The organism is Anthropogastromicrobium aceti, assembly GCF_020687335.1.
Lineage (GTDB): Bacteria > Bacillota > Clostridia > Lachnospirales > Lachnospiraceae > Anthropogastromicrobium > Anthropogastromicrobium aceti.
In genome coordinates this window covers 43,332-66,904 of the sequence record NZ_JAJEQN010000019.1, presented here as the reverse complement: position 1 = coordinate 66,904, position 23,573 = coordinate 43,332, and the positions used below count along the sequence as shown (strand labels likewise).

24 protein-coding genes and 1 pseudogene are annotated in these 23,573 nt (G+C 38.1%); all 25 read left to right on the top strand.

The window, feature by feature from the left end; translation table 11 throughout:
* The first annotated feature begins 261 nt into the window (after window positions 1–261).
* Entirely contained in the window at window positions 262–699 is a 438-nt protein-coding gene (locus tag LKD48_RS08855) for a radical SAM mobile pair system MarR family transcriptional regulator (protein ID WP_117497744.1), read from the top strand.
* The gene (locus LKD48_RS08850) at window positions 696–1,385 is read left to right on the top strand and encodes a radical SAM mobile pair protein A (RefSeq protein WP_118614093.1); all 690 of its coding nucleotides are present in this window, start codon (window positions 696–698) and stop codon (window positions 1,383–1,385) included. The genes LKD48_RS08855 and LKD48_RS08850 overlap by 4 nt, the downstream gene beginning before the upstream one ends.
* Window positions 1,373–2,281: a radical SAM mobile pair protein B gene (locus LKD48_RS08845; protein ID WP_117920231.1), complete on the top strand. Its 909-nt coding sequence runs from the start codon at window positions 1,373–1,375 to the stop codon at window positions 2,279–2,281. Before LKD48_RS08850 ends, LKD48_RS08845 begins: the two co-directional genes overlap by 13 nt.
* A 309-nt stretch (window positions 2,282–2,590) precedes the next feature.
* On the top strand, window positions 2,591–2,776 hold the full coding sequence (locus tag LKD48_RS08840; RefSeq protein ID WP_308731804.1) for a hypothetical protein: 186 nt from the start codon (window positions 2,591–2,593) through the stop codon (window positions 2,774–2,776).
* Window positions 2,763–3,206: an AAA family ATPase gene (locus tag LKD48_RS08835; RefSeq protein WP_308731803.1), complete on the top strand. Its 444-nt coding sequence runs from the start codon at window positions 2,763–2,765 to the stop codon at window positions 3,204–3,206. Before LKD48_RS08840 ends, LKD48_RS08835 begins: the two co-directional genes overlap by 14 nt.
* 94 nt (window positions 3,207–3,300) lie before the next feature.
* Entirely contained in the window at window positions 3,301–6,123 is a 2,823-nt protein-coding gene (locus LKD48_RS08830) for a transporter substrate-binding domain-containing protein (protein ID WP_308731802.1), read from the top strand.
* Window positions 6,124–6,182: 59 nt separating this feature from the next.
* Window positions 6,183–6,803 (top strand): NUDIX domain-containing protein, encoded by a 621-nt coding sequence (locus LKD48_RS08825; protein ID WP_308731801.1) that lies wholly within the window; start codon window positions 6,183–6,185, stop codon window positions 6,801–6,803.
* A gap of 147 nt (window positions 6,804–6,950) precedes the next feature.
* Window positions 6,951–7,184, top strand: a complete 234-nt coding sequence (locus LKD48_RS08820) for a hypothetical protein (RefSeq protein WP_308731800.1) — start codon at window positions 6,951–6,953, stop codon at window positions 7,182–7,184.
* Window positions 7,181–7,417, top strand: a pseudogene (locus LKD48_RS08815) (DUF6061 family protein). The gene LKD48_RS08820 and the pseudogene LKD48_RS08815 overlap by 4 nt, the downstream one beginning before the upstream one ends.
* A gap of 29 nt (window positions 7,418–7,446) precedes the next feature.
* Complete coding sequence (locus LKD48_RS08810) at window positions 7,447–7,890, top strand: LytTR family DNA-binding domain-containing protein (protein WP_117854941.1); 444 nt, start codon at window positions 7,447–7,449, stop codon at window positions 7,888–7,890.
* Window positions 7,887–8,357, top strand: coding sequence for a DUF3021 domain-containing protein (locus tag LKD48_RS08805; protein WP_118614105.1), 471 nt, complete (start codon window positions 7,887–7,889; stop codon window positions 8,355–8,357). The genes LKD48_RS08810 and LKD48_RS08805 overlap by 4 nt, the downstream gene beginning before the upstream one ends.
* Window positions 8,358–8,453: 96 nt before the next feature.
* Entirely contained in the window at window positions 8,454–9,287 is an 834-nt protein-coding gene (locus tag LKD48_RS08800; RefSeq protein ID WP_118614111.1) for an ABC transporter ATP-binding protein, read from the top strand.
* Window positions 9,288–10,079, top strand: a complete 792-nt coding sequence (locus LKD48_RS08795) for an ABC transporter permease subunit (protein WP_118614113.1) — start codon at window positions 9,288–9,290, stop codon at window positions 10,077–10,079.
* A gap of 18 nt (window positions 10,080–10,097) precedes the next feature.
* Entirely contained in the window at window positions 10,098–10,661 is a 564-nt protein-coding gene (locus tag LKD48_RS08790) for a carcinine hydrolase/isopenicillin-N N-acyltransferase family protein (protein ID WP_308731806.1), read from the top strand.
* A 1-nt stretch (window position 10,662) separates the two neighbouring features.
* Window positions 10,663–10,893, top strand: a complete 231-nt coding sequence (locus LKD48_RS08785) for a cysteine-rich KTR domain-containing protein (RefSeq protein WP_118614117.1) — start codon at window positions 10,663–10,665, stop codon at window positions 10,891–10,893.
* Between the two features lie 137 nt (window positions 10,894–11,030).
* Window positions 11,031–14,003, top strand: a complete 2,973-nt coding sequence (locus LKD48_RS08780) for a transporter substrate-binding domain-containing protein (RefSeq protein ID WP_308731799.1) — start codon at window positions 11,031–11,033, stop codon at window positions 14,001–14,003.
* 362 nt (window positions 14,004–14,365) lie between these two features.
* Complete coding sequence (locus LKD48_RS08775) at window positions 14,366–15,235, top strand: EamA family transporter (protein ID WP_118614121.1); 870 nt, start codon at window positions 14,366–14,368, stop codon at window positions 15,233–15,235.
* A gap of 17 nt (window positions 15,236–15,252) precedes the next feature.
* Window positions 15,253–16,065, top strand: a complete 813-nt coding sequence (locus tag LKD48_RS08770; RefSeq protein ID WP_308731798.1) for an SDR family oxidoreductase — start codon at window positions 15,253–15,255, stop codon at window positions 16,063–16,065.
* 173 nt (window positions 16,066–16,238) lie between these two features.
* A complete protein-coding gene (locus LKD48_RS08765; RefSeq protein WP_308731797.1) occupies window positions 16,239–17,201 on the top strand; it encodes a DUF1861 family protein in 963 nt (320 codons plus the stop codon).
* 48 nt (window positions 17,202–17,249) lie between these two features.
* Window positions 17,250–18,617: an ABC transporter substrate-binding protein gene (locus LKD48_RS08760; protein WP_308731796.1), complete on the top strand. Its 1,368-nt coding sequence runs from the start codon at window positions 17,250–17,252 to the stop codon at window positions 18,615–18,617.
* 99 nt (window positions 18,618–18,716) lie between these two features.
* The gene (locus LKD48_RS08755) at window positions 18,717–19,616 is read left to right on the top strand and encodes a carbohydrate ABC transporter permease (protein ID WP_118614127.1); all 900 of its coding nucleotides are present in this window, start codon (window positions 18,717–18,719) and stop codon (window positions 19,614–19,616) included.
* Window positions 19,617–19,629: 13 nt separating this feature from the next.
* Window positions 19,630–20,454 (top strand): carbohydrate ABC transporter permease, encoded by an 825-nt coding sequence (locus LKD48_RS08750; RefSeq protein ID WP_118614129.1) that lies wholly within the window; start codon window positions 19,630–19,632, stop codon window positions 20,452–20,454.
* Between the two features lie 23 nt (window positions 20,455–20,477).
* A complete protein-coding gene (locus tag LKD48_RS08745) occupies window positions 20,478–21,563 on the top strand; it encodes a glycoside hydrolase family 130 protein (RefSeq protein ID WP_308731795.1) in 1,086 nt (361 codons plus the stop codon).
* Window positions 21,564–21,659: 96 nt separating this feature from the next.
* Complete coding sequence (locus tag LKD48_RS08740) at window positions 21,660–22,691, top strand: LacI family DNA-binding transcriptional regulator (protein ID WP_308731794.1); 1,032 nt, start codon at window positions 21,660–21,662, stop codon at window positions 22,689–22,691.
* A 79-nt stretch (window positions 22,692–22,770) separates the two neighbouring features.
* Entirely contained in the window at window positions 22,771–23,550 is a 780-nt protein-coding gene (locus tag LKD48_RS08735) for an HAD family hydrolase (RefSeq protein WP_118614135.1), read from the top strand.
* Window positions 23,551–23,573: the final 23 nt, after the last annotated feature.

Here is a 23,573-nt window from a genome sequence, read left to right as displayed (position 1 = left end):
TTGAGAACGATTTGAATAACCATACTTTTTAATAACAGTACGTATTCCGCCTTCACCATTCAGATAGGCAGTAACGAGTGCCTTCTTTTGTTCAAAACTATATTTAATCATAAAAGCCAACCTCCCAAGTGTTAGATTCTTGGTCTAACTCTTGGGGGTCGGCTCATAAATCGGAATTTACTTCTACTTAGACATACAAACTGTTGACAGTAAAACTCCTATATAGTATTATTTAATAAAATACTATATAGGAGTTTTTGTATGAAAATGAATGGCGGATTTCTTGTTACCAAAATAAAACAACTTGGAGATCGAATCTTTGAGAAGATTCTCAGCGAAAAGAATATTGATGCGTTTAACGGAGCCCAAGGGCGTATTCTTTATGTACTGTGGCAGGAAGATGGAATCTCAATCAGGTCACTCTCGATTAAATGTGGATTAGCGATAACTTCTCTTACTACGATGCTGGAAAGAATGGAAAATCAAGGGCTGATAAGACGCGTTCAGTCTGAAACGGACAAAAGGAAAACACTCCTGTTTCTGACTGAAAAAGCACATGCCTTAAAGGACGAATATGATTCTGTATCTGATAAAATGGGCAGTATTTACTACAAAGGTTTTTCGGAGGAAGAAATTACCCAGTTTGAGGAATGCCTCGACCGTATCAGAAAGAATCTTGAGGAGTGGCAGAAATCATGAGTATTTGTATCAAAGATCAGATCCAAAACATGAATATCGTTATCGGATGTACAGTGGGGTGTGCATATTGCTATGCCCGCAATAATGTGAAACGCTGGCATATGATTGATGACTTTGCTGACCCTGAATTCTTTCCGGGTAAGCTCAAGATGATGGAAAAGAAACGTCCGCAGAACTTTCTTCTTACCGGCATGAGCGATCTTTCCGGCTGGAAGTCAGAATGGAGAGACGAGGTATTTGAAAAAATCAGTGAAAATCCACAGCATCAGTTCCTGTTCCTTACAAAGCGACCAGATCTGCTGGATTTTGATACAGATTTGGAAAACGCATGGTTTGGTGTTACGGTGACGAGAAAAGCAGAACTGTGGCGTATTGACGCACTACGGGAAAATGTCAGAGCAAAACACTATCATGTTACCTTTGAGCCGCTATTCGACAATCCAGGTTCAGTTGATCTTTCCGGGATCAACTGGATCGTTGTCGGCACCATGACTGGAGTTCAGAGCAGGAAGGTTCATACGGAGCCGGAGTGGGCATGGTCTCTGACAGATCAGGCGCATGTGCTTGACATTCCGGTATTTATGAAGGAAGATCTTGTCCCTATCATAGGGAATGAAAATATGATTCAGGAAATGCCGGATGAATTCAATAAAGTGTTGGAGGTACAGAGATCATGGCAGAAGTAATAAATGGAATCCTCATTAATGAGGCGGAAACAAAGAACATCATGACCAAGTCCAGTCTGCCTGTAGGCGGTTACTCGGTCAATCCATATGTAGGCTGTACACACGCCTGCAAGTATTGCTATGCTTCTTTTATGAAGCGCTTTACCGGACACAAGGAGGAATGGGGCACTTTCCTTGATGTGAAGCATTGGCCGGAAATTAAGAATCCGAAGAAATATGCCGGACAGCGGGTGGTCATCGGTTCTGTGACAGATGGCTACAATCCACAGGAGGAGCAATTCGGGAATACCAGAAAACTTCTGGAGCAGCTGATCGGCAGTGACGCAGATATTCTGATCTGCACAAAGTCGGATCTTGTGGTACGGGATATTGATCTGCTGAAGAAGCTTGGACGAGTAACCGTTTCATGGTCGATCAACACACTAGATGAAAATTTCAAGAACGATATGGACTCTGCTTCTAGCATTGAGCGCCGTATCGCTGCTATGAAGCAGGTATATGAAGCAGGTATCCGTACAGTCTGTTTCGTATCCCCGGTATTCCCCGGTATCACGGATTTTGAAGCAATCTTTGAGCGGGTAAAGGATCAGTGCGATCTGTTCTGGCTCGAAAATCTCAATCTTCGAGGCGGTTTCAAAAAGACAATTATGGATTATATCGCCGGAAAATATCCTGATCTTGTACCACTTTACGACGAGATCTATAACAAGCATAACCGCAGCTACTTTGAAGCACTTGAAGTAAAAGCTGAGGAAATGGCTAAGAAGTATGATTGTCCCTTTGTGGATAATGAAATGCCTTATGGCAGAGTCCCACAGGGACATCCGGTGATCGTAGATTATTTCTATCATGAGGAAATCCGAGGGACAGAGAATACAGGAAAAAGAAATCGTTAATCTAAACGAAAATTAAACTGATGATGGTGGAGAGATTTATTTATCGCCATTTGAAATCGAGAAGTTCCAGTTTATCAGTATCAAAAATAGAATATGAACAACAAAAAACATCGTAGCAATACGGTGTTTTTTGTTACCCAAAACCCACAATTCAATATATAACCACAGGTTAGTACAAAATACCTTGCGTGATTTTTTGAAAGGTTTAGAACGGGAATTTCCCCTGATTTACGCCCCGATAAATGACATAAACAAGGCTTAATGTATCTTTCCTGTGGTTTTTATTTTCAGACGGAAAGGTGGATTGATATGCCGAGAATGAGCAATAAACGGAAACAAGAGTGGGCGTTGTTTCTGAATGATCGAAACCGCATTACTTATAAAGAGCTTTGCAGAAAATGCGAAAATGACTGCAAGCAGAGCTTCCGCTGTGTTGTTGTGCATTGCCCAAAATATTTATCGAAAAGGAGAACAAAGAAATATGAAAATGATTGACAATGAAATGAATGTAACTGTACCTCTTGAAATTATCAAGGCAAGTGAAATCGAGCCGAAAAAAGTAAAGTGGCTGTGGTATCCGTATATTCCCTTTGGTAAGGTTACGCTGTTGCAGGGAGATCCGGGCGATGGGAAAAGCAAGTTAATGCTTTCCATTGCTGCCCTGCTCTCAAAGGGAGAACCGCTACCCTTTACAGAAACGGAAAAATATGAGCCAATGACTATCATTTATCAGACAACGGAAGATGATGCAGACGATACGGTAGTACCCCGTTTCAATTCTGCCGACGGAAACGGAGAAAATCTAATCTTCATCAAAGAAGATGAAAAGACTTTGTCTTTCGGAGATAACCGCATTCGTGAAGCGATTGAAAAGTACAATGCAAAGCTCTTAATTCTTGACCCGTTGAGTTTTGTAGTGGTATAATAAATTTGTAACACATTGTTCGAATAATATATTATAATATTATTTAAACAAGGAGATGTATAGAGAAATATATTTGACAGACAGGAGATTTAATATGATTTCGAGAGCAAAGAAATATGTGGCAGTGTTACTGGTTTTTGTATGCGTGTGTATGATATTTTCTCCCCAGACTGCATATGCAGCCGAGGACAGTTCACAGCATGAAACTGTCAAAGTCGGTTTCTTTGCCATGGATGGTTATCATGTGATGGATGAAGAAGGCAACCGCAGTGGGTATGGCTATGATTTTCTTCGGCTGATGGCCCGTTATTGGGATGTAGATTACGAGTATGTCGGATACGATAAGAGCTGGGAAGATATGCAGCAGATGCTCGAAGACGGCGAGATCGACATGGTAACATCTGCCCGCAAAACACCGGACAGAGAAGAAAAGTTTGATTTTTCACGTCCGATCGGAACGAATAATGGGATTCTGACCGTCCGCAGTGACAACAGCACGATTGTGGACGGCAATTACAGCACTTACAACGGTATGCGTGTGGCGCTTTTGAACGGAAACACCCGGAATGAAGAGTTTGCGGATTTTGCAGACAACAAAGGATTTACATATGTTCCATCTTATTTTGATACGACCGCAGAAATGGAGGAAGCCCTTCAGAGCGGAAAAGTTGATGCGATTGTTACCAGTTCTCTGAGAAAAACAAACAATGAGCGTATTGTGGATAAATTTGGCAGCAGCGATTTCTATGTCATTGTTAAAAAAGGCAATACAAAATTGCTGGATGAGGTTAATTATGCGATCAACCAGTTGAATGCAGTTGAGGGTGACTGGAAAACGACACTTTATAATAAAAATTATGAAAGCATAGAAACTAAGAATCTGGAATATACGGAGCAAGAAAAAAGTATTATTGCACAGTATTCCAAGGGCAACCCACTTCATGTTCTGTGTGATCCGACCCGTCAGCCATATTCTTATAATGAAAATGGTGAGATGAAGGGTATTATCCCGGATTACTTTAGGAAAATTGCAGACTATGCGGGGATTTCCTATGAGTTTCTTACACCTGCCACCAGAGATGAGTATATTGCCTATCAGAAAAATAAGGAAACCACAGATATAAGCATCGATGCGCGTCTGGAAACAGATAACTATGCTGAGACGAAAAAATGGGGGCTTACTGCACCTTTCATTACGATGCAGCTGGCGAGGGTGACACGGCGTGACTTTGATGGAAAAATTAATGTTGTTACTACTGTTGACCAGACAGCATCAAATTCAATTGAAGATGCAATGGCACCCGGTGCAGAAAAACTGATGTGCAGTACCCGACAGGAAATGATGGAAGCTGTCCGTAAGGGTAAAGCAGATGCTGCCTTCGTCTACTATTACATGGCACAGGCGTTTGTGAACAGTGACACTACGGGCACCATGACATATACTCTGCTGGAACAGCCTACATTCACCTACCGCATGGTAATTTCCTCAACTGAGAACCATGCGCTGGCTGGTATTCTGACGAAAGCAATGTATGCCATGCCCAAAAATCTTGTTGAAGATCTTGCAACACAGTATACTACATACAAAGCAACAGAGCTGACATTTGTTGACTTGATACGTCTGCATCCTGTTGTTACTGTTTGGGTTCTACTTATTTTTGGATGGCTGCTGACTGCTATGGCTGTGATAATGGTGCGTCTCAGTGCAAGAAAAAAAGCTCAGAAGGCGGCCCAGGAGAAAGCTGAGGAAATGGCGGAACTGGCAGAGCATGCACAGGCTGCAAACAAGGCAAAAACAGCATTTCTGTCACACATGTCCCATGATATGAGGACACCGATGAATGCAATCATAGGATTTACCGGTATTGCAATGAAAAACAATCCGTCAGACGAAGTGAAAAATTGTCTGGAAAAGATTGACGAAAGCTCAGAGCATTTACTGTCGCTGATCAATGATGTATTAGATCTGACTCGCATCGAAAGTGGAAAAGTGAATTACAATCCGGTATCGGCGGATGTGAAAAACATTACAGATTCTGCATTGGATATTACAAAAGGCTTTCTTACGAACAGGGATATCAACTTTAAGATTCAGCGTGAAGAAGCAAAGATTCCAAATGTACTTGCGGATTCTGCACGCCTGCGTGATGTGCTGGTCAATATTCTGAGCAATGCCGTAAAATACACTCCGGATGGAGGGACGATTACATTTGAAGCCCGGTGTCAGGAAAAGGGCGGGGATGGATATATAAATATGCGTTACCGCATTTCGGATACTGGTATTGGCATGAGTGAGGAATTTACAAAAGAAGTTTTTGAGGAATTTGCACAGGAAAATTCCGATGTGAGAACGCAGTACCATGGAGTTGGACTGGGGATGGCTATCGTAAAGAAGTATGTAGATATGATGGGTGGAACCATTTCCGTGCAGAGTAAAAAGCATGAGGGAACCACATTTACTGTGGATATTCCTTTGGAAATTACAGATAAGGAATGTAATAAGTCAGACACAGGTATTTCTGAAAAGGTGAATCTTACAGGTGTGAATGTCCTTCTTGCAGAGGATAATGAACTGAATGCAGAGATTGCTGCCGTGCAGTTGGAAGAGTTCGGGATGAATGTAGAAAGAGCTGTGGATGGAAAGAATGCTGTTGAGATTTTCAAAAATCATCCGGAAGGCACATTTGATGTAATCCTGATGGATATCATGATGCCTGAGATGAATGGTTATGAAGCGGCAAAAGCAATCAGGGCAATGAATGACAGACCGGATGGAAAAAACATTCCTATTATAGCAATGACAGCGAATTCATTTGCAGAAGATGTTCAGGCATCACTGGATGCAGGAATGAACGCACATTTGTCAAAGCCGATTGTGATTGATGAAGTTATAAAAACGATTTTAAAGTATGTATAGAGAACCAGGGGGACATCATTACCTGTCCCCATTGGCTCTAAAAACGGAGGGTATTGGGAATGAGTGAATTGTGGGATGTATATACAATAGATCGGAAGAAAAATGGAAAAATTTGCGCTCGTGGAGAACAGGAGAATCTTTTGAATGATGAATTTCATTTATGGGTTATGGTTTGGATTAAGAATCCTGAAACCGGGAAATATTTGGTGTCACAGCGCTCGGCAGATAAGGATACGGATCCATTAAAGTGGGAAACTGTTGCGGGACATTCCATAGCAGGAGATACCAGTTTAGATGCTGCTTTAAGAGAAGTATTTGAGGAAGTAGGAATCACGTTAGAACGTGAAAAAGCAACTGTTCTTGCTACAAAGGTGGCTCTTACTTGTGACGGATTTAGACATAATTGGATAAGAGATTCTTATTATTTTGAAACAACAGAAGAACCAGACCTACAAAGGGCAACAACAAATGAAGTGATTCAAACAAGATGGCTCACAGTAGCGGAAATTAGGAAAATGTATGATCATGGTGATTGCTGTCTGAATATGAAAGATATTTTTGGATTTGAGGACAACCCTGTCCCATCAAACCGATGTGATGTAGAACTTCCGAGTGATGATGAAATATATGCACAGATTGCATTTCAAGAACAGTTTTTTAGTGGCGTTTTGATAAGATAGATGTGTATACGATAGTAACTTGGGACCAGCGTAATTGTGGGAAAAGTTATAGTAAAGAGCAGAACGATGTGGCTTTGACAAAAGACTTGCTTTTAACTGATGGGAAGGAAGTTACAGAGTAAGCGATGAATAAGGCTAAATACAGATATGAGTACATATTTGGATTTTTATTCTTCTGGTGAATTTGCGAGTTTCTCAATCAAGGATAAGGTTGAATATCAAGTTTCTTTCTATAATATAAACGGTGACAGGGATTATCAAACTAATTACAAATTGGCGCAAGAGTATTTTGAAGAAGTAAGCGCACCATATAAACAGATGTTTATTATGGAAGATATGACGCACGGATTACTAGAAAGAAAATCTGGTAACAACTTATAACAAATTATGAAAATTACAACATTTATCACAACAGTATTGATATATGCACTTATGCCGGATATATTCTGCGGATTGACTGTTGGGAGGCAGAAAAGAATTTAAAAATAACTCCTGGTTCTGAATGTGCATTGAATGCGCTTGCCATAGATAACCCTTTGGAGTATGCATGACTTTACCTTGATGGGACTATGCAAATGTGGATTGATGCAGAGGATAGTTTTGAATTGTGGTAATTATACAGGATTGCTAAGAAAGGGGTTCTATGCGATACACAATTAATAAGATTAATAAAGGCGAAGATGAGCTGATTTTAAATTATAAGGAGAAAAATCCTGAGGTTGAGGCGGTGTTGCTTTTTATGGACAAACGTCAAAGAAAACTAATTGGACGAAAAAACGACGAGACAATTGTTTTTACACCGGAGGAAATTCTGTATATAGAAAAGGTGGATAATAAGACATTTGTCTACACAGATGATAATGAAATTCAAGTAGAGATGTCATTATATTCTATCGAATTATTTCTAGACGATGAGAGTTATTTCCGCTGTAGCAAGTCGATGATTATCAATGTAAACAAGGTGGAAATGCTAAAAAGTATGCCGTCGAATAGGATTGATGCAACACTTGTCAGCGGTGAGCATATCATTATTTCCCGTACATACGCATCGGATTTTAGGAAGCTTCTGAAAGGAGAAATGGCATGAAAAAAAGTGATAAGAAAAAAGTATCCCTCTGGGAAAGGTATCTTACAAAGGAAATTGGAATCGAGTTTAAGGCATGTCTTTATTTTTTCGGAGTTCTTTTTTACTACTGTACATATCGGCTCTGCATTGGGGTGACTGTGGCAGAAATACTGCATATGGCGGAAATGATTTTTTTGACATATGCAGTTGGGTATCTTCAGGTTTATGTACTTTGGAATTTTGATGAGTCAGATGAAATAAGCAAGAAGGAACTGCTTGGTATAATAATCTGCACAATAATATATACGGCAGTGTCATACATAGGAAAATGGTTTGATAGAAATCCTTATGTGACTTTGGGGTTCGCTGCCTATATTGTATTCGTATATATTTGTGTTTATCTGGTATATAAATGCAGGCGCAGAATTGATGACAAAATATTGAATTCTGATTTAAAATTATTTAAAACAAGGACAGATAATAAATAGTGCAACTTAGAGTTGAAAAAGTGTCACTGATGGGTACAGTTATTGTGCCCATCTTTTTTATGTACTATTCTATCATCAAACGGAGGTACATAAGAAATGAAAGATATGATAACGATTCAAAATTTAACAAAAACTTATGGAAAACACAGAGGTGTGGAGGATGTAACATTCTCGGTTCGGGAAGGCGAAATTTTTGGGTTCCTTGGACCGAACGGTGCCGGAAAATCAACAACTATTCGGTCAATGCTTGGATTGATAAAGTATGATCAGGGCGAAATAAGAATCAATGGTTTTGACAGCGTAAAGGACAGAGAAAAAATCCTTGCAGACATTGGCTATATGCCAAGTGAAGCATGGTTTTATCCGGGCATGAAAATCAGGGAAATACTGAAGTATTCGGCAGCAATCAGAAAGGTTGATTGCACCGATGAAGCAGAAAAACTTTGCGACAGACTTCAGGTGGACGTAAAAAGAAAAATCAATGAGCTCTCACTTGGGAACAGGAAAAAGGTCAGTATCATCTGTGCAATGCAGCACAGACCAAAGCTTTTTGTTTTTGATGAACCGACCAGCGGACTTGATCCTCTGATGCAAAATGTTTTCTTTGAGTTGATTCAGGAGTATGTGAATGAGGGTGCGACCTGTATGCTTTCCACACACGTTTTATCGGAGGTGAGAAATCACTGTACTCGTGTGGCAATCATGAAGGAAGGAAAGTTGGTTGTCACAGATACCGTCGATAATCTTCTGAGCAGTCGGTCAAAGAGAATCAAAATGATACGGGATGGCGAAAAGCTTGACTATATCTATAAGGATGACCTAAACAATTTATACAAGGAACTGGAAGGACATCATATCGAGGATATTATCATCGAGGAACCGTCCATTGAAGAAGTATTTATGCACTATTATTTGAAGGAGGAAAAATAAATGCCGGTAATATTAAAAAACGAATGGAAATCAGGTTGGAAAAGTCTTTTGATATGGGCGCTTTCAGTGGGTGGAATGGGGCTCATCTGCATCATTTTATATAAGGGCATGGAAGATAGCATGGCAGATATGGCAGAGAGTTTTGCAACAATGGGCACGTTTTCTGATGCTTTTGGAATGAGTACACTCAGTATAGCAACATTAAAAGGATATTTTGCCACAGAAATCGGAACGATTCATGCACTTGGAAGCAGTATGTTTGCAGCTTCCATCGCCACAGTAATTCTTTCAAAGGAAGAGGATGGGCATACTGCGGAATATACGTTTACACTTCCGGTTTCACGGGGCAAGGTAATAGCAATGAAGTTTTTTGCAGTGCTACTAAACCTTATTTGTTTTACATTGATTTGTGGCATGCTTTATGAAGTCGGGTTTGTTTTTCTTGGAGAAACGGATTTTGGAAGCATATTCACAGAGTATATGTTTTTTCAGTTAATTATGAATATCGAAATTGCGGCTATTTGCTTTGTGATCTCTGCGGTAAGCAAAAAGAACAGGTTAGGAATTGGAATTTCAGTTGCCATGCTGCTGTATGTGTATGATTTGATGGCAAGAGTTGTTCCTGATTTAAAGGACGCTATCTTTATTTCTCCGTTTTCCTATTCAAATGCGACATCAATTTTTGCTGGAGAATCAAAGGATTGTGTTGCTTTGATTTTAGGGACGATAATGATTGTGATTATGACTGTGGGAGCTGGTATGATTTACGCAAAAAGGGATCTCGCTTCATAATGATTAGATTTTAGGAATCTGGCGCGGGAATCCGAGGAGGGATTATGCCAAAGGCAAGAAAGAAAAAGAACAGTTCTTTCCAGACAACCATTACATAATACCGAACAGGCGGTTTCCCTTCTTATGGACTTGCCAGTAGCTTCCAATTGCAATATTTTACTTGCGGATAAAAAAGGCAATATGGTGGTGGTTGAATGTACACCAATTCTCAAAAAAGTTCGGGCAGCAGAAGCCTTTGTGAATGGCAGTATTGTTTGTACTGTAAATAGTTTTACATCTAATGAGATGAAAGCATATGATGATGCAAACGGGAATGATTATGACTCACACAAGCGTTACAGGACAGTAATAGACAGCTTTTCTTCGGAACGCATAAAAGATGAATACATTGAAACTACCGAACATCTCTTAAAAGGTGATTATGGGTTTATGTGCCAATATGATGATGAGCCAGATTTTGAAACAGTTTGGAGTTCAATATTTGATTTAGACAGCTTAGTAATCTATCGTGCAGAGGGGGACCCCAGAAAAAAGAAATTTGTTACAGATAATCGGTTACATGACCTTATAAGGCGAGGGTAATATGCTGAGTATAAATTCCCAATGGATTTTATGTTCTGTTTGTGGCAATAAAACTCGTAACAGGATAAGAGAGGATACAATTTTAAAAAACTATTCACTCTACTGTCCGAAATGCAAGCAGGAAACCTTGATTGAAGCAAAGAATTTGCAGATAACAGTCATTAAAGAGCCAGACGCAAAGACGCAGAGCCGTAAAAAAGCCATTTTACCTGTCCCCGCTGGCTTTTTTTGACTACACATTCAAAAGAAAATATGTTATAATTTGTTTGAGTCAGGAGTCGGATGATCATAATGCATGAGAGTTTGTTTAATGTCTCGATAAAACGGGAAACTTAAAAATAAAGTTTTCGTAGTTGGGGGTAAATACATATGAAAACAAAAGCTGATCGAGAACTAAAAGGTATATCTCAGAAGGCATTCAACAAGACGAATCATATCATAAAGATAATTAGCTGTTTATGTCTGAGCATGTTTATACTATGCCAGCCGTTATCATTTTGTGTTCCAGTGAATGCAGAGACAATAGATGATGATATTGTTATGACAGATAACATATCAAATGATTCAACAAAACAGGAAACAAAAAAGTCAGGCACGCAGACGAATGAATGTAAGGTCATTCGTGTCGGTTCTTTTGAGGATACTTTCAATTATGTCGATGAAAATGGTGTCAGACGAGGATTTGGCTACGAACTCATGCAGGCTCTTGCCGGCTATGCAGGATGGAAATTCGAGTACGTAAAATGTGACTGGTCCAACTGCTTTGATAAGCTTGAAAACGGTGAGATTGATGTCATTGGTGACATCTCTTACACAGACGAGCGCACACAAGAGATGCTTTTTTCAGAGGAACCGATGGGTGAGGAAAAATATATTCTTTATGCAGATATGTCGAATACGGACATAGGGACGTCTGATTTTAAGTCTATGGACGGGAAACGTGTAGGTGTGCTTCTAGGTACAGAGCCTGAAAGTATGCTGACAGAATGGGAGAAGAAGAATGGCATACATACAGAGCATGTAAATGTATATGATAATGACGATGTCAAAAAGAAATTAGCTGATAATGAGATAGACTGTTTTGTATCTCTGGAGGAAGCTATCTGGTCTGAATGGGGAATATCATCTGTTACCAGTATTGGTAAATCAGGTATATATTTTGCAATAAACAAAGAGCGCAGCGATATCAAAGAGGAGCTAGACTTTGCTATGCGCCAGTTGGACAAAGACAGTCCGTTTTTTAAGGCAGATCTGTATAAGAAATATTTTACTCTTGATTATAGTCAGATTCTTACAGGTCAAGAAAAGTCATGGATGGAAGAAAAGGAAACTATCCGGATAGGTTTTTTGAATGATGATCCTGCTGTCTTTTTCATGGACGAAGAGACTGGAAAACTTACTGGTATGATGGCAGAGTATATCGCCTATGCTAAAGACTGTCTAGGAAATCAGATACTGAAATTCAATATTCAGTCATATGATGACTATGACGAAATGATTCAGGCATTGCAGGATTGTGAAATTGACATGATTTTTTATGCCGCAAGAAATCCTAATTTTGCAGAAGAAAACGGCTACGCACTTACAAATACGGCTTGGACATATAGCTTGATGGCGGTAACTGATGAGAAGTATTTTAATGAGAATGAAGTATATACAGTAGCTGTGCCAAAGGAAAAAGAAGCCTTAAAACAGCATATTGCTTTCAATTATCCACAATGGAAGCTTGTAGATTATGACTCATTTAATGATGCAGAAGATATGGTCATTAAAGAAAATGCAGACTGTTTTATCATGGGAACAAGTCAGGTGATAAAATATGATAATAATAAAGATTTCAAGAGTATTCCACTTACAAAAACAATGGAGGCGTGCTTTGCAGTAAGACGCGGAGAGGGAAATCTTTTGTCAATACTGAATAAAACTTTGAAGACCATGCCGTCTGATATGCTTACCAGCGCACTTGCTATTTATGACAGCACGGCAGATAAAGTGACTTTTTTGGACTTTATAAAAGATAATTTGCTTACTGTTTTTGTCACGACAAGTCTTTTTGCACTTGGAATAATTGGCATTATTCTTGTACTTTTAAGAAAGGCAAGGAAAGCAGAGGCAGCTGCAAAGGTTGCGGCAAAAGATACACAAAAACTCAATGACAAGCTGGAAGTTGCTCTGAAAAAAGCAGAGGATGCAAGTCTTTCAAAGACAAGTTTCCTTCACAATATGTCGCATGACATCCGTACACCTATGAATGCAGTTCTAGGCTATGCACAGCTCATGAAGGATGAACTAAAAGGAAAAGGAATGCCTGAAACATTAGAACATCTGGAAAAACTGCAGCAATCTGGAAACCTTCTTTTGTCAATCATAAATAATGTACTTGATATGGCTCGGATTGAGAGTGGAAGGATGGAGATTGATGAGAGCTATACTCAGATTGAATATATTCTGCAAGATTTGTTTGAAATATTTGATGATGAAGCAAAGAAAAAGAATATTGCATTTAATTACAAGATGAATGTAGAGCATGATCATGTACTGATAGATATTACCAAGGTAAAAGAAATCTTTGTAAATATCCTTAGTAATGCTATAAAATATACTCCAGCCGGCGGTTCTGTTATGGTAAATGTAGATGAATTGCCATGCAATGAGCCTGGATATATGATGGTGAGGACTAGTGTTAGCGATACGGGAATAGGCATGAGTCAGGAATATTTGACAAAAATTTTCGATGCATTCACACGTGAGCAGAACACCACAAAGAGCAAAATAGCAGGAACCGGACTTGGAATGTCGATAGTAAAGAAATATGTTGAGCTGCTTGGTGGAACAATAAATGTAGAGAGTGAGCTAGGAAAGGGCAGCACTTTTTCAGTTATATTAAAGCATAGGATAGTGGATGAAAGCTGCTATGCAAAAAAGCACGATGAAGAGCTGGGGACAGGCAGCGAAATTCTTAATGGCAGACATATCCTTCTAGCAGAGGACAATGATTTAAATGCTGAGATTGCAGAAGCAATACTTGAGCGTGTTGGTCTAAAAATAGAACGTGTTGAGGATGGAGTCCAGTGTGTAAACAAAGTAGCGAAAATGCCAGTGGGCACATACGATATGATACTAATGGATATTCAGATGCCTAAAATGGATGGCTATAAAGCAACACAAGAAATTAGACACCTGCCAGATAAGGATAAGGCATGTATACCTATCATTGCAATGACAGCAAGTGCCTTTGAAGAAGATAAGAGAGAGGCTATTGCAGCTGGGATGAATGGTCATATAGCAAAGCCAATCGACGTGAATGAATTGATGGCGATATTAGTGGAAAACATCAGATAGTGAAAAAAGTAGAAAGATATACACTGGCAGTGAATGCAATAAATAGGCTTTAAGTCGTAACCAGAATCAATAGTTTCCTTATTTTGAATTTTTATATGTTTGACTATGAAGTATAATCAAAATGTCAAGCAAGAAAAATTCAGATAAGGAGACTTTTTCTCTGCCGAAGACAGTTTCGCTTTTTGGAACACAAAAAGCTTCACACTTTCGGCGTGAACCAGTGGGGACAGGGAATGTGGCTTTTTCCTTTCCCCGTTGGCTTTACAAAAACTGGTGGACATGCGTGGTGAAAAACAGTATAATGAGGCAAATAAAGAGTGGCTTTTAACTCCAATAACCTTAGCAGAAGGGGGATTAAGGAAATGTGGATATTTTATGCAATAGGATCTTCATTTTTTGCAGGAATAACAGCGATCCTTGCAAAATGCGGAATTAAAAAGACAGATTCGAATGTGGCAACAGCAATACGAACTGTAGTTGTATTGTTGTTTTCATGGCTCATGGTATTGATTACAGGAACATGGGGAGGAATAAGACAGATTGACGGCAGGACGCTTCTATTTCTGATTTTATCAGGATTAGCTACAGGTGCATCGTGGTTATGCTATTTTCATGCCCTTCAAAAAGGGGATATTAACAAGGTTGTTCCCATTGATAAATCAAGTACCGTGTTGTCTATTCTTCTGGCATTCATTTTCCTTCATGAAGGTATTTCTGGGAAAAAGATAATATTTGTGCTGCTTATTGGAATAGGAACCATGATGATGATTACCAAAAAAGACATAAAAACAGATTCTGAAAAAAAGAGTGGAGGATGGCTGATCTATGCGGTGCTGTCAGCAGTATTTGCAAGTCTGACTTCTATTTTGGGGAAGATTGGAATTGAAGGTATTGATTCTAATCTCGGCACAGCAATCCGCACCACAGTAGTGCTGCTTATGGCATGGCTCATGGTGTTTGTTACACAAAAACAGAAAGAAATAAATAAGATAGAAAAGAAAGAATTATGCTTTATTTGTTTGTCAGGGCTGGCAACTGGAGCGTCGTGGCTCTTTTATTATCGGGCGTTACAAGAAGGACCAGCAAGTGTAGTAGTGCCGATTGATAAGCTTAGTATGTTGGTAACGATTGCATTCTCATGGATTGTATTTCATGAAAAACTGACAAAGAAATCGGCAGTCGGTGTTTTACTTATTACGGCAGGAACGCTGCTTTTAGCAGTTACAGCTTAAATATCAGGGAGGGGAAAATGATTTTAATTACAGGGGCAAATGGATTTGTTGGGCATAAGCTCATGGAGCTATGCAAGGATACAGCAGCGTCATCGTCTCTTCGGAACGTGACACAGGAAATTGTGAATCGTATGATTGAAGAAAGCAATGCCGATGTTGTTGTCCACACAGCAGCAATTTCTGATATAGGCACTTGCGAGGAAGATCCAGAAGCGTCGTATTTTGCAAATGTGCAGATTCCTATGTATCTGGCGAATGCGTGTAAAGATAGTAATAGAAAGCTGATATGCTTCAGCTCAGATCAGGTGTATAGTGCGTGTGAGGATGATGGACCATATACAGAAGAAAATGTGAAGCCAGGAAATACATACGCTGTTCATAAGCTTGAGATGGAAAAACGTGTGCTTGATATTCTGCCGTCGGCAGTCATGTTAAGAGCAGAATGGATGTACGATTATTATGAAAAAAGATCCAACTATTTGATGATGATATTAAATGCAATTCATACACAAGATAGTGTTTCTTTCAGCTCAAAGCAATTTCGTGGCATTACTTATTTAAAGGAAGTTGCTGAAAATATGGACAAGGTAATTTTACTTCCAGGCGGTGCGTATAATTTTGGCAGCGAAACAACACAGTCAATATATGAGGTGACAAACAAGTTTGTTGATATGCTTGGAAAAAGGCTTATCGTCAAGGACGCACCAGCAAGACACAATTTGTGGATGGACTGCAGCAAAGCAAGAAAGTATGGCGTGGAATTTAGCAGCGTAATTGACGGGTTAGAAAGATGCGCAAGGGATTATGAATTAAATAAAAGAATAGTTTGAAATATTAGGGACAGGGAGAATGTTTACCCTGTCTCTATTGCGTGTTGCATTAAAATTTTATAAGAAAACTTTGAAATTCAAGTAAAAAACACTTTTATTCAAGTAACTACAGTGATATAGTGTAGCTATCAAAAGAAATAATACAAAAAAATAGAATGAAAAGGAGGAAGTAAATGTTAGAAATGGATAAAACAAAGAGTAATGTTCGAACATGCAAAGAGATGTTACTTGAATTTAAAAACTTGAAAAAAAGAGATATTTCAAGTAAATTGTTGTTTGATGGAATAGAAAATGAGGATGTTTATAATATTACTGCACCATTTCTATTTGAAGGAAAACGATATTTGGCGGGAAGAGTGGAGAAACGAACAGAGGAATGGTCTCGCGTTGTTTTCTTTATGGAGGAAAATGAAAAGTGGATTGCAGATAATTCAATTCCGTCATTACCACTTCAAGATCCATTTGTAACACAAGTGAATGGTGAATTTATTGTTGGTGGTGTGGAAGTATTTGATGATGTTGAAAAGCCAGGAATGTTAAACTACAGAACGAACTTTTATCGAGGAAATTCTTTGCGAAGCTTGACGCTGTTTGCAAAGGGACCAGATCGAATGAAAGATATCAGACTGCTGCAATTAGAAAAAAATCAGATTCTTGTCATGACAAGACCGCAAGGAAGTATTTTTGCAAATGGTAAACGTTATGAAGCTGGCCGCGGGAAAATAGGTTACATGATTATACATTCTTTAGATGAATTGACACCCGAAGCAATTCTTGATGCAACAATTTTTGATGATCAGTTCATTTCGGAAGAATGGGGTGGCTGCAATCAGCTATTTATGTTAGATGATGGAAATGTTGGAATCTTATCTCATATTGCTAGATTTGATGAGGCAGGAAATAGACATTATTATTCATCAGCATTTTGTATGAATCCACGGACAGGTGAACATACACCTATGAAACTAATTGCAGTAAGAGACAATTTTGCATTAGGAGATGCAAAAAGACCAGATTTGACAGATGTAATTTTTAGTGGAGGTTTAGAGCGAAATAAGAATAAAAAGGCAATGCTTTATTGTGGAGTAAGTGATGCACAAGGACATCGAATTGAAATTGATGATCCATTTGAATAGTAAAAGTAATTACAAACAAACACATAAATTTTTAAGGAGGGTTTTATAATGAAAAGAACACAGAAAAATGCATTGGCAATGGCAGGTTTAATGACTGCTGCAACATTGTTTTCCGCGGTACCAGCGATGGCAGATGATGTTATTACCGTCGATTTTTGGACCGCACCGCAGCAGGTGCAGTATAATTACTGGGAAGAAAAGGCTCAGGCATTTAATGAAACCAAAACTGAGGTAAATGGAAAAATTGTAGAGGTGAAGGTACAGCAGATGCCAGAAACACCATCCTCAGAGGCTGGTATTCAAAATGCGATTGCTACAGGAACTGCGCCAGCAGTTTCAGAGAATATTAATAGAGGTTTTGCCGCAACTTTAGCAGCATCTGAAGTGGTATATGACTTATCTGAAGAAGATTGGTTCCAAGATGTTATTGAAGCCAGAGCAATGGGTGATGCAATGGAAAATTGGGCAATTGATGAAAAACAGTATGTATTGCCTGTTTATGTAAATCCAATGGTATGGCAATGGAATAAACCAGCTCTTGATGTTCTTGGATTTGAAAAAGCCCCTGAAACAGTAGATGAATTTAATGCTGTTATTGCCGCTTTTTCAGAGAAGAAGGATGAATTAAAAGAGATTGGAGTAACTCATACTTTTTATCGTCCATCATTAACTAGACCAGACCAGTATTGGGATCGTTGGTTTGACTTTATGATGATTTATAATGGATTATCACAGGGAATGCCGATTCTGGAAAATGATGAATTGGTAATGGATAAAGATAGCGCAATTGAAGCAATGGAAGTAATTGGAACATTTGGAAATTCAATCCAACAAGGAGAGTTATCTAGTATATGGATTGAGGAACAGCCATCAATTCTTGTATCAATTAATGCACCGTGGGAAATTTCATTATATGAGGAAAATAATAAGGTCTATGGTGAGGATTATGTATATGGACCATCGCTTGTAAAAGAAGAAGGCGATATTCCTTATAATTATGCGGATTCAAAGGGACTGACATTCTACAAAACAGATAATGTTTCTGAGGATCAGCATGAAGGTGCTGTTGAATTCGTAAAGTGGGTTTATAATAAGGACAATTCTGCACAGAGCGATTTAGATTGGTTGAATGCAACAACGATGCTTCCTGTAAGAGGAGATTTAAATGATAACGAAGTATTTGCGGACTCAATGAAAGAAAATCCAGCACTTGCAGCGCTTGCAGAATGGGTACCATATGCAATTCCAGGATTAGCAACAGATAAGGATGCTGATATTTGGACTGCATTTACAGAAGTTGGAATGGCACCATACATGAATGAAGTAACAGCAGCAGAGCCATGCAATGCGCCAGATGCAACGAGTTACATTGAAGATGCAATGGACGCAATGGAGGAAGCAGCAGGTCTTAAGTAATGAACTGTTAAGGCCACGTGACAAATAGGCACGTGGCCTGTTTTTAGGAAGGTTATGAAAAAATAGTAGGGTAGAATGGAGAAAGGAGGGTATTGGGGTATGAAGAAAAAATTAACTCCAGCAGCAAGAAAAAGAGGTGTTGTTGGGTGGCTTCTAAATGCACCATATCTCGTGTATTCACTTGTGTTTTTTTTAATTCCATTGATATGGGCGGCTTGGTTGTCAACAATGGAATGGAATTTGATGTCAAAACAAAAGAATTTTGTTGGAATTGATAATTTTGCTAAGCTACTTACTGATCGCAAGGTAAAAGCAGCATTTATTAATTCATATCGTTATCTGGTTCCAATTGTTATCATTTGCTTCATATGTGGTTTAATTGTTGCGTTATTGGTATCACAGCTGCCAGAAAAAATAAAAGGTTTTGTAGCAGTCCTTTTTTTTATACCCTATTTAACTTCTGGTGTTGCAACATCGGTTTTTGTAAAATATTTATTTAATTATAATTCCGTATTGAATGTTTTTCTAAGAGATCATTTTCAGTTAAATATAAATTGGTTGACAGATCAACGTTTTGCATTTTCTATTATGGTGGGAATTGTAGTATGGAAGATGTCTGGTTATTATGCATTATTTATTCTCTCTGGAATTGAAAGCATTGGCGCTGATGTAAATGAGGCATGTGCGTTAGATGGATCTCATGGATTCCATAAGTTAATTCATGTGACACTCCCTATGATCATGCCTACGCTGTCGACAGTAATTGTGTTGGCAACCGGTCTTGCATTTGGAATATTTACAGAGCCATTTTTGCTTACAGGAGGCGGACCTAATCTTTCGACAACGTCATGGCAGCTTGAAATTTATAATACGTCATTTACACGATTCCAATCAGGTTATGGTGCTGCAATGGCGATTGCTGCAGCAGTTCAGATATTTATAACTCTACGAGTGATTAATTTCGGTACTGATAAGTTGAATAAACGTTTTGGATTTTAGAGGAGGAAGAACTATGAAAAGGAAGTTACGGATAAAAACAAGAATATTAACCGTCATAACGTTGCTCCTTCTTGGTGTATCACTGTTTCCTTTCTATTATATGGTGGTACAATCATTTACTCAGTGGGATATGGTGGATAAAGTGTTAATACCGCAGGGTTTTACACTACGTAGCTATGAATATTTGATTAGTAAAGGCGGAGCTTCTAATTCAATGATGTGGGTTAGGGCATTGGTAAATTCTTTTATTGTATCATTACCAACAGCATTAATTTCTGTTGCAGTTGGATTAGGAATTGGATATTCGGTTACTAAGCTTAGATTTGGCGGTAAAAAATTTATTATGAATACATTGCTGTTTCAAATGTTTTTTCCAGCAATTATTTTACTGGTGCCTAGATATATGATAGCAAAGCCTATGGCCAATAAGTATGTTGGAATGATTATTCCACTTAGTATTTCAGTATGGGCGATTTTTATGTACATTAATTATTTTAGAACGCTTCCAGATGCAGTTTTTGAAGCAGCAAGAATTGATGGAGCTAGTAATTTGAGAATTATTGCGACGATTGCTTTCCCTATAACGAAATCTGTAACAACAATTGTTTTTCTGTCAATATTTATGCAGCGATGGAGTGAATTAATGTGGGATATGTTAATATCACCAAGTATAGAAATGCAGACATTAAATGTATTGATTTCTACTCAATTTAAACCAATGGGAGCATTTCCAGGTCCAATGTATGCCGCATCGGTAATTTTAACATTGCCAATTATAATTCTGTTTCTTTGTTTTTCAAAGTATTTTAAGGAAGGAATCAGCTTTATGCTGAAATAAAAATCAGTGAAGTGAGGTAACATATGAAGATAGAACGCTGTGTCTATAATCCATTACTTACACCAGCAGATGTAAAACCAAGTCGTCAGGATTTTAAAATTGATGGTGTATTTAACTGTGGAGTAACAGAGTATAAGGGTGAAGTTATTCTGCTATGCAGAGTAGCAGAATCTGTAATTTGTAAAAATGAAGATGAGGTATGTATTCCGGTAGTGAAAAAAGTGGATGGTAAAGACGAAATTCAGGTAATTACGTATCGAAAATCAGAATGTCCGCAACTTGACTTTTCAGATACACGTCATGTATCTAAGCGAGGAGAAAAAAAATCTGATATTTTAAATTTGACATCTCTATCGCACTTGAGAATTGCAAGAAGTAAAGATGGAATTCATTTTGAAATAGATGAGCATCCAGCAATTTTTCCATTAGCAGAAGAGGAAAGTTGGGGGATGGAGGATCCTCGAATTACAAAAATTGATGATATATATTATATCAATTATACGTCTGTCACGGAGAATGGAGCAGGAACATCGCTGATCAGTACAAAAGATTTTTGTACGTTTGAACGCCACGGAATTATTTTTGCACCGGAAAATAAGGATGTAACAATTTTTCCACAGAAAATAAACGGAAAGTATGTTGCATTCAATAGACCAGTGCCAGGTGGAATTGGTAATCCTCAAATGTGGATAGCGAAATCACCAGATTTAATTCATTGGGGGGAGCAAAGACATTTTTGTGGAATTTCGTCTGATACAGAAAGCTGGGATGATGGCAGAATTGGAGGCGGAGCAGTACCGTTCTTAACAGATAAGGGCTGGGTGAAGATTTACCATGCAGCAGATCGAAATGACAGATATTGTTTAGGCGCATTTCTTCTTGACGAAAAAGATCCATCAATTGTATTAGCAAAGACAAAAGATCCTATTCTTGAACCACAGGAGAAATATGAAACTAATGGATTTTTTGGAAATGTTGTTTTTACATGTGGTTGCTTAGTAAATGATAACAAGGTAATTATATATTATGGTGCAGCAGATGATAAGATCTGTAGAGCAGATTTTGAGTTGGATGATCTGTTTGCAGCAATGGAATATATTGATATTTGAAAAAAAATGAAGCCCGGATCAAAAAATTTTGACCCGGGCATCTTGGTATGTTATAATAAGAGAACTAAGAAATATGCATATAAGGCAGGTGAATAAATGACAAGAAAACGCGTAACCATGAAAGATATTGCAGATAAACTTAATCTTTCTATAAATGCAGTATCGTTGGCTTTGAACGATAAAACGGGAGTTGGAGAAGAAACAAAACGTTTGATTTTAAATACTGCAGAAGAAATGGGATATCTGGATCAGTCTGTAAAGTATATGCAAAACTATTCTAATAAAAATATTTGTGTTCTTTTAAAAAATCGTTTTTTCAGAGATTTTAGATTTTACGGGAGAGTCTTGTTGGGAATAGAAGAAGAAGCAAAGAAGGCGGGGTATGATGTCTTTTTCAGTTCGTTTGAAACGGAAGATATTCCGACATGCGTGGAAAGTCGAAAAGTTGCTGGAATCATTGCGGTTGGAAAAATAGGAGATTCATTTCTCCAACGTTTGAAAGAATATGGCGTTCCGATTGTGTTAGCAGATTACAACTCACTTGAGGAGACAGTAGATTGCTTAATGTCTGATAATAAATTAGGTAGTTATAAAATGGCGTCCTATCTATATAAAAAAGGGTTTAGAAAAATAGGGTATGTGGGAGATCTGTCATATTCACCTAGTACGAGAGAACGTTTTTATGGATATCAGGAAGCAATACAGAACTGCTTTGGGTTAAGTATGATTAACGAAAGTATAGAGTATATTCAAAAATATTCAATTCTTACAGAAATAGAAGATATGGTAATTCATCAAAATAAAGAAAATCTATATACAAAGTTTATGGAGATACCAGAAAAACCAGATGCGCTGATTTGTTCAAATGATGAATTGGCAATTTTATTGATGAAAGTACTGCAGGAACACGGATATATGGTTCCAGAAGACGTTGCAATTGCAGGATTTGATGATATAGAACCAGCAAAAATGGTGACACCGAGTTTAACAACTGTTCATGTTAAAAGAAAGTTAATGGGGCAGAATGTAACAAAGCGTCTTCTATATCGAATTGCAAATCCAAAGGCTCCAATTGAGAAGGTGATTATGGGAGTTGATATTGTCGAACGTGGTTCAACTGTGAAGTGAGTTGTGAATGTAGCGTGCCATTTAGTTTGCTTGAAATTTTTATAGCGAATTAAACTTTAATTACAAGTTGGAGGTATCTATGATAAAAATTGCTTTTTTTGATGTTGACGGAACTTTGATCAAGTTGGGAACAAAAGAGTTATCTGATAAAACAGAGAAAGCGTTAACTAAGCTGCGTCAAAATAATGTTCTTTTGTGTATGGCTACGGGAAGAAGTTATCCAACGATTCCTCATTTTCAAGGGATTGATTTCGATGTTCTGTTAACATTTAATGGTTCTTATGTGAAGTCTGGGGAAAAGATTATTTTTAAAAATCCATTACACAATGAAGATAAGAACCAGATTATTCAGAATTTAAAAAATATGAAGAGAGCGATTGCCATTAGTAATGAAAACTTTATTGTCACAAATGGTACAGATGAAGATTTGGCACAGTACTTTGCAATTGGGAATGAAACTATGATAATTTCGGATGATTTTGACAAGTTATCACAAAACGATATTTATCAGATTATGTGTGCTGGCAGGAAAGAAGAATATGAGAAAATATTGCAAGGTACAAAGAATGCTCAGGTCGCAGCATGGTGGGACAAGGCAGTTGATATTATTCCGGCGAATGGCGGAAAAGGTAATGCAGTAAATGCGGTACTTAAATATTATGGCTTTTCAAAAGAAGAAGCAATTGCTTTTGGTGATGGTCAAAATGATATTGAAATGCTGGAAGCTGTTGGTACTGGTGTAGCAATGGGAAATGCAAAATATGAAGTAAAGGAAAGAGCAGATGTCGTATGCAAGTCAGTGGAAGAGGACGGAGTGTATTATTATTGTTTGGAAAATAAACTCATCACAGAGATTTGATGAGCTTTGAATATGAAGTATGG

Bases quoted from the DNA above. Each gene is read 5' to 3' on its own strand.
- LKD48_RS08855 (WP_117497744.1), top strand. From the start codon at position 262: ATGAAAATGAATGGCGGATTTCTTGTTACCAAAATAAAACAACTTGGA.
- LKD48_RS08850 (WP_118614093.1), top strand. From the start codon at position 696: ATGAGTATTTGTATCAAAGATCAGATCCAAAACATGAATATCGTTATC.
- LKD48_RS08845 (WP_117920231.1), top strand. From the start codon at position 1,373: ATGGCAGAAGTAATAAATGGAATCCTCATTAATGAGGCGGAAACAAAG.
- LKD48_RS08840 (WP_308731804.1), top strand. From the start codon at position 2,591: ATGCCGAGAATGAGCAATAAACGGAAACAAGAGTGGGCGTTGTTTCTG.
- LKD48_RS08835 (WP_308731803.1), top strand. From the start codon at position 2,763: ATGAAAATGATTGACAATGAAATGAATGTAACTGTACCTCTTGAAATT.
- LKD48_RS08830 (WP_308731802.1), top strand. From the start codon at position 3,301: ATGATTTCGAGAGCAAAGAAATATGTGGCAGTGTTACTGGTTTTTGTA.
- LKD48_RS08825 (WP_308731801.1), top strand. From the start codon at position 6,183: ATGAGTGAATTGTGGGATGTATATACAATAGATCGGAAGAAAAATGGA.
- LKD48_RS08820 (WP_308731800.1), top strand. From the start codon at position 6,951: ATGAGTACATATTTGGATTTTTATTCTTCTGGTGAATTTGCGAGTTTC.
- LKD48_RS08810 (WP_117854941.1), top strand. From the start codon at position 7,447: ATGCGATACACAATTAATAAGATTAATAAAGGCGAAGATGAGCTGATT.
- LKD48_RS08805 (WP_118614105.1), top strand. From the start codon at position 7,887: ATGAAAAAAAGTGATAAGAAAAAAGTATCCCTCTGGGAAAGGTATCTT.
- LKD48_RS08800 (WP_118614111.1), top strand. From the start codon at position 8,454: ATGAAAGATATGATAACGATTCAAAATTTAACAAAAACTTATGGAAAA.
- LKD48_RS08795 (WP_118614113.1), top strand. From the start codon at position 9,288: ATGCCGGTAATATTAAAAAACGAATGGAAATCAGGTTGGAAAAGTCTT.
- LKD48_RS08785 (WP_118614117.1), top strand. From the start codon at position 10,663: ATGCTGAGTATAAATTCCCAATGGATTTTATGTTCTGTTTGTGGCAAT.
- LKD48_RS08780 (WP_308731799.1), top strand. From the start codon at position 11,031: ATGAAAACAAAAGCTGATCGAGAACTAAAAGGTATATCTCAGAAGGCA.
- LKD48_RS08775 (WP_118614121.1), top strand. From the start codon at position 14,366: ATGTGGATATTTTATGCAATAGGATCTTCATTTTTTGCAGGAATAACA.
- LKD48_RS08770 (WP_308731798.1), top strand. From the start codon at position 15,253: ATGATTTTAATTACAGGGGCAAATGGATTTGTTGGGCATAAGCTCATG.
- LKD48_RS08765 (WP_308731797.1), top strand. From the start codon at position 16,239: ATGTTAGAAATGGATAAAACAAAGAGTAATGTTCGAACATGCAAAGAG.
- LKD48_RS08760 (WP_308731796.1), top strand. From the start codon at position 17,250: ATGAAAAGAACACAGAAAAATGCATTGGCAATGGCAGGTTTAATGACT.
- LKD48_RS08755 (WP_118614127.1), top strand. From the start codon at position 18,717: ATGAAGAAAAAATTAACTCCAGCAGCAAGAAAAAGAGGTGTTGTTGGG.
- LKD48_RS08750 (WP_118614129.1), top strand. From the start codon at position 19,630: ATGAAAAGGAAGTTACGGATAAAAACAAGAATATTAACCGTCATAACG.
- LKD48_RS08745 (WP_308731795.1), top strand. From the start codon at position 20,478: ATGAAGATAGAACGCTGTGTCTATAATCCATTACTTACACCAGCAGAT.
- LKD48_RS08740 (WP_308731794.1), top strand. From the start codon at position 21,660: ATGACAAGAAAACGCGTAACCATGAAAGATATTGCAGATAAACTTAAT.
- LKD48_RS08735 (WP_118614135.1), top strand. From the start codon at position 22,771: ATGATAAAAATTGCTTTTTTTGATGTTGACGGAACTTTGATCAAGTTG.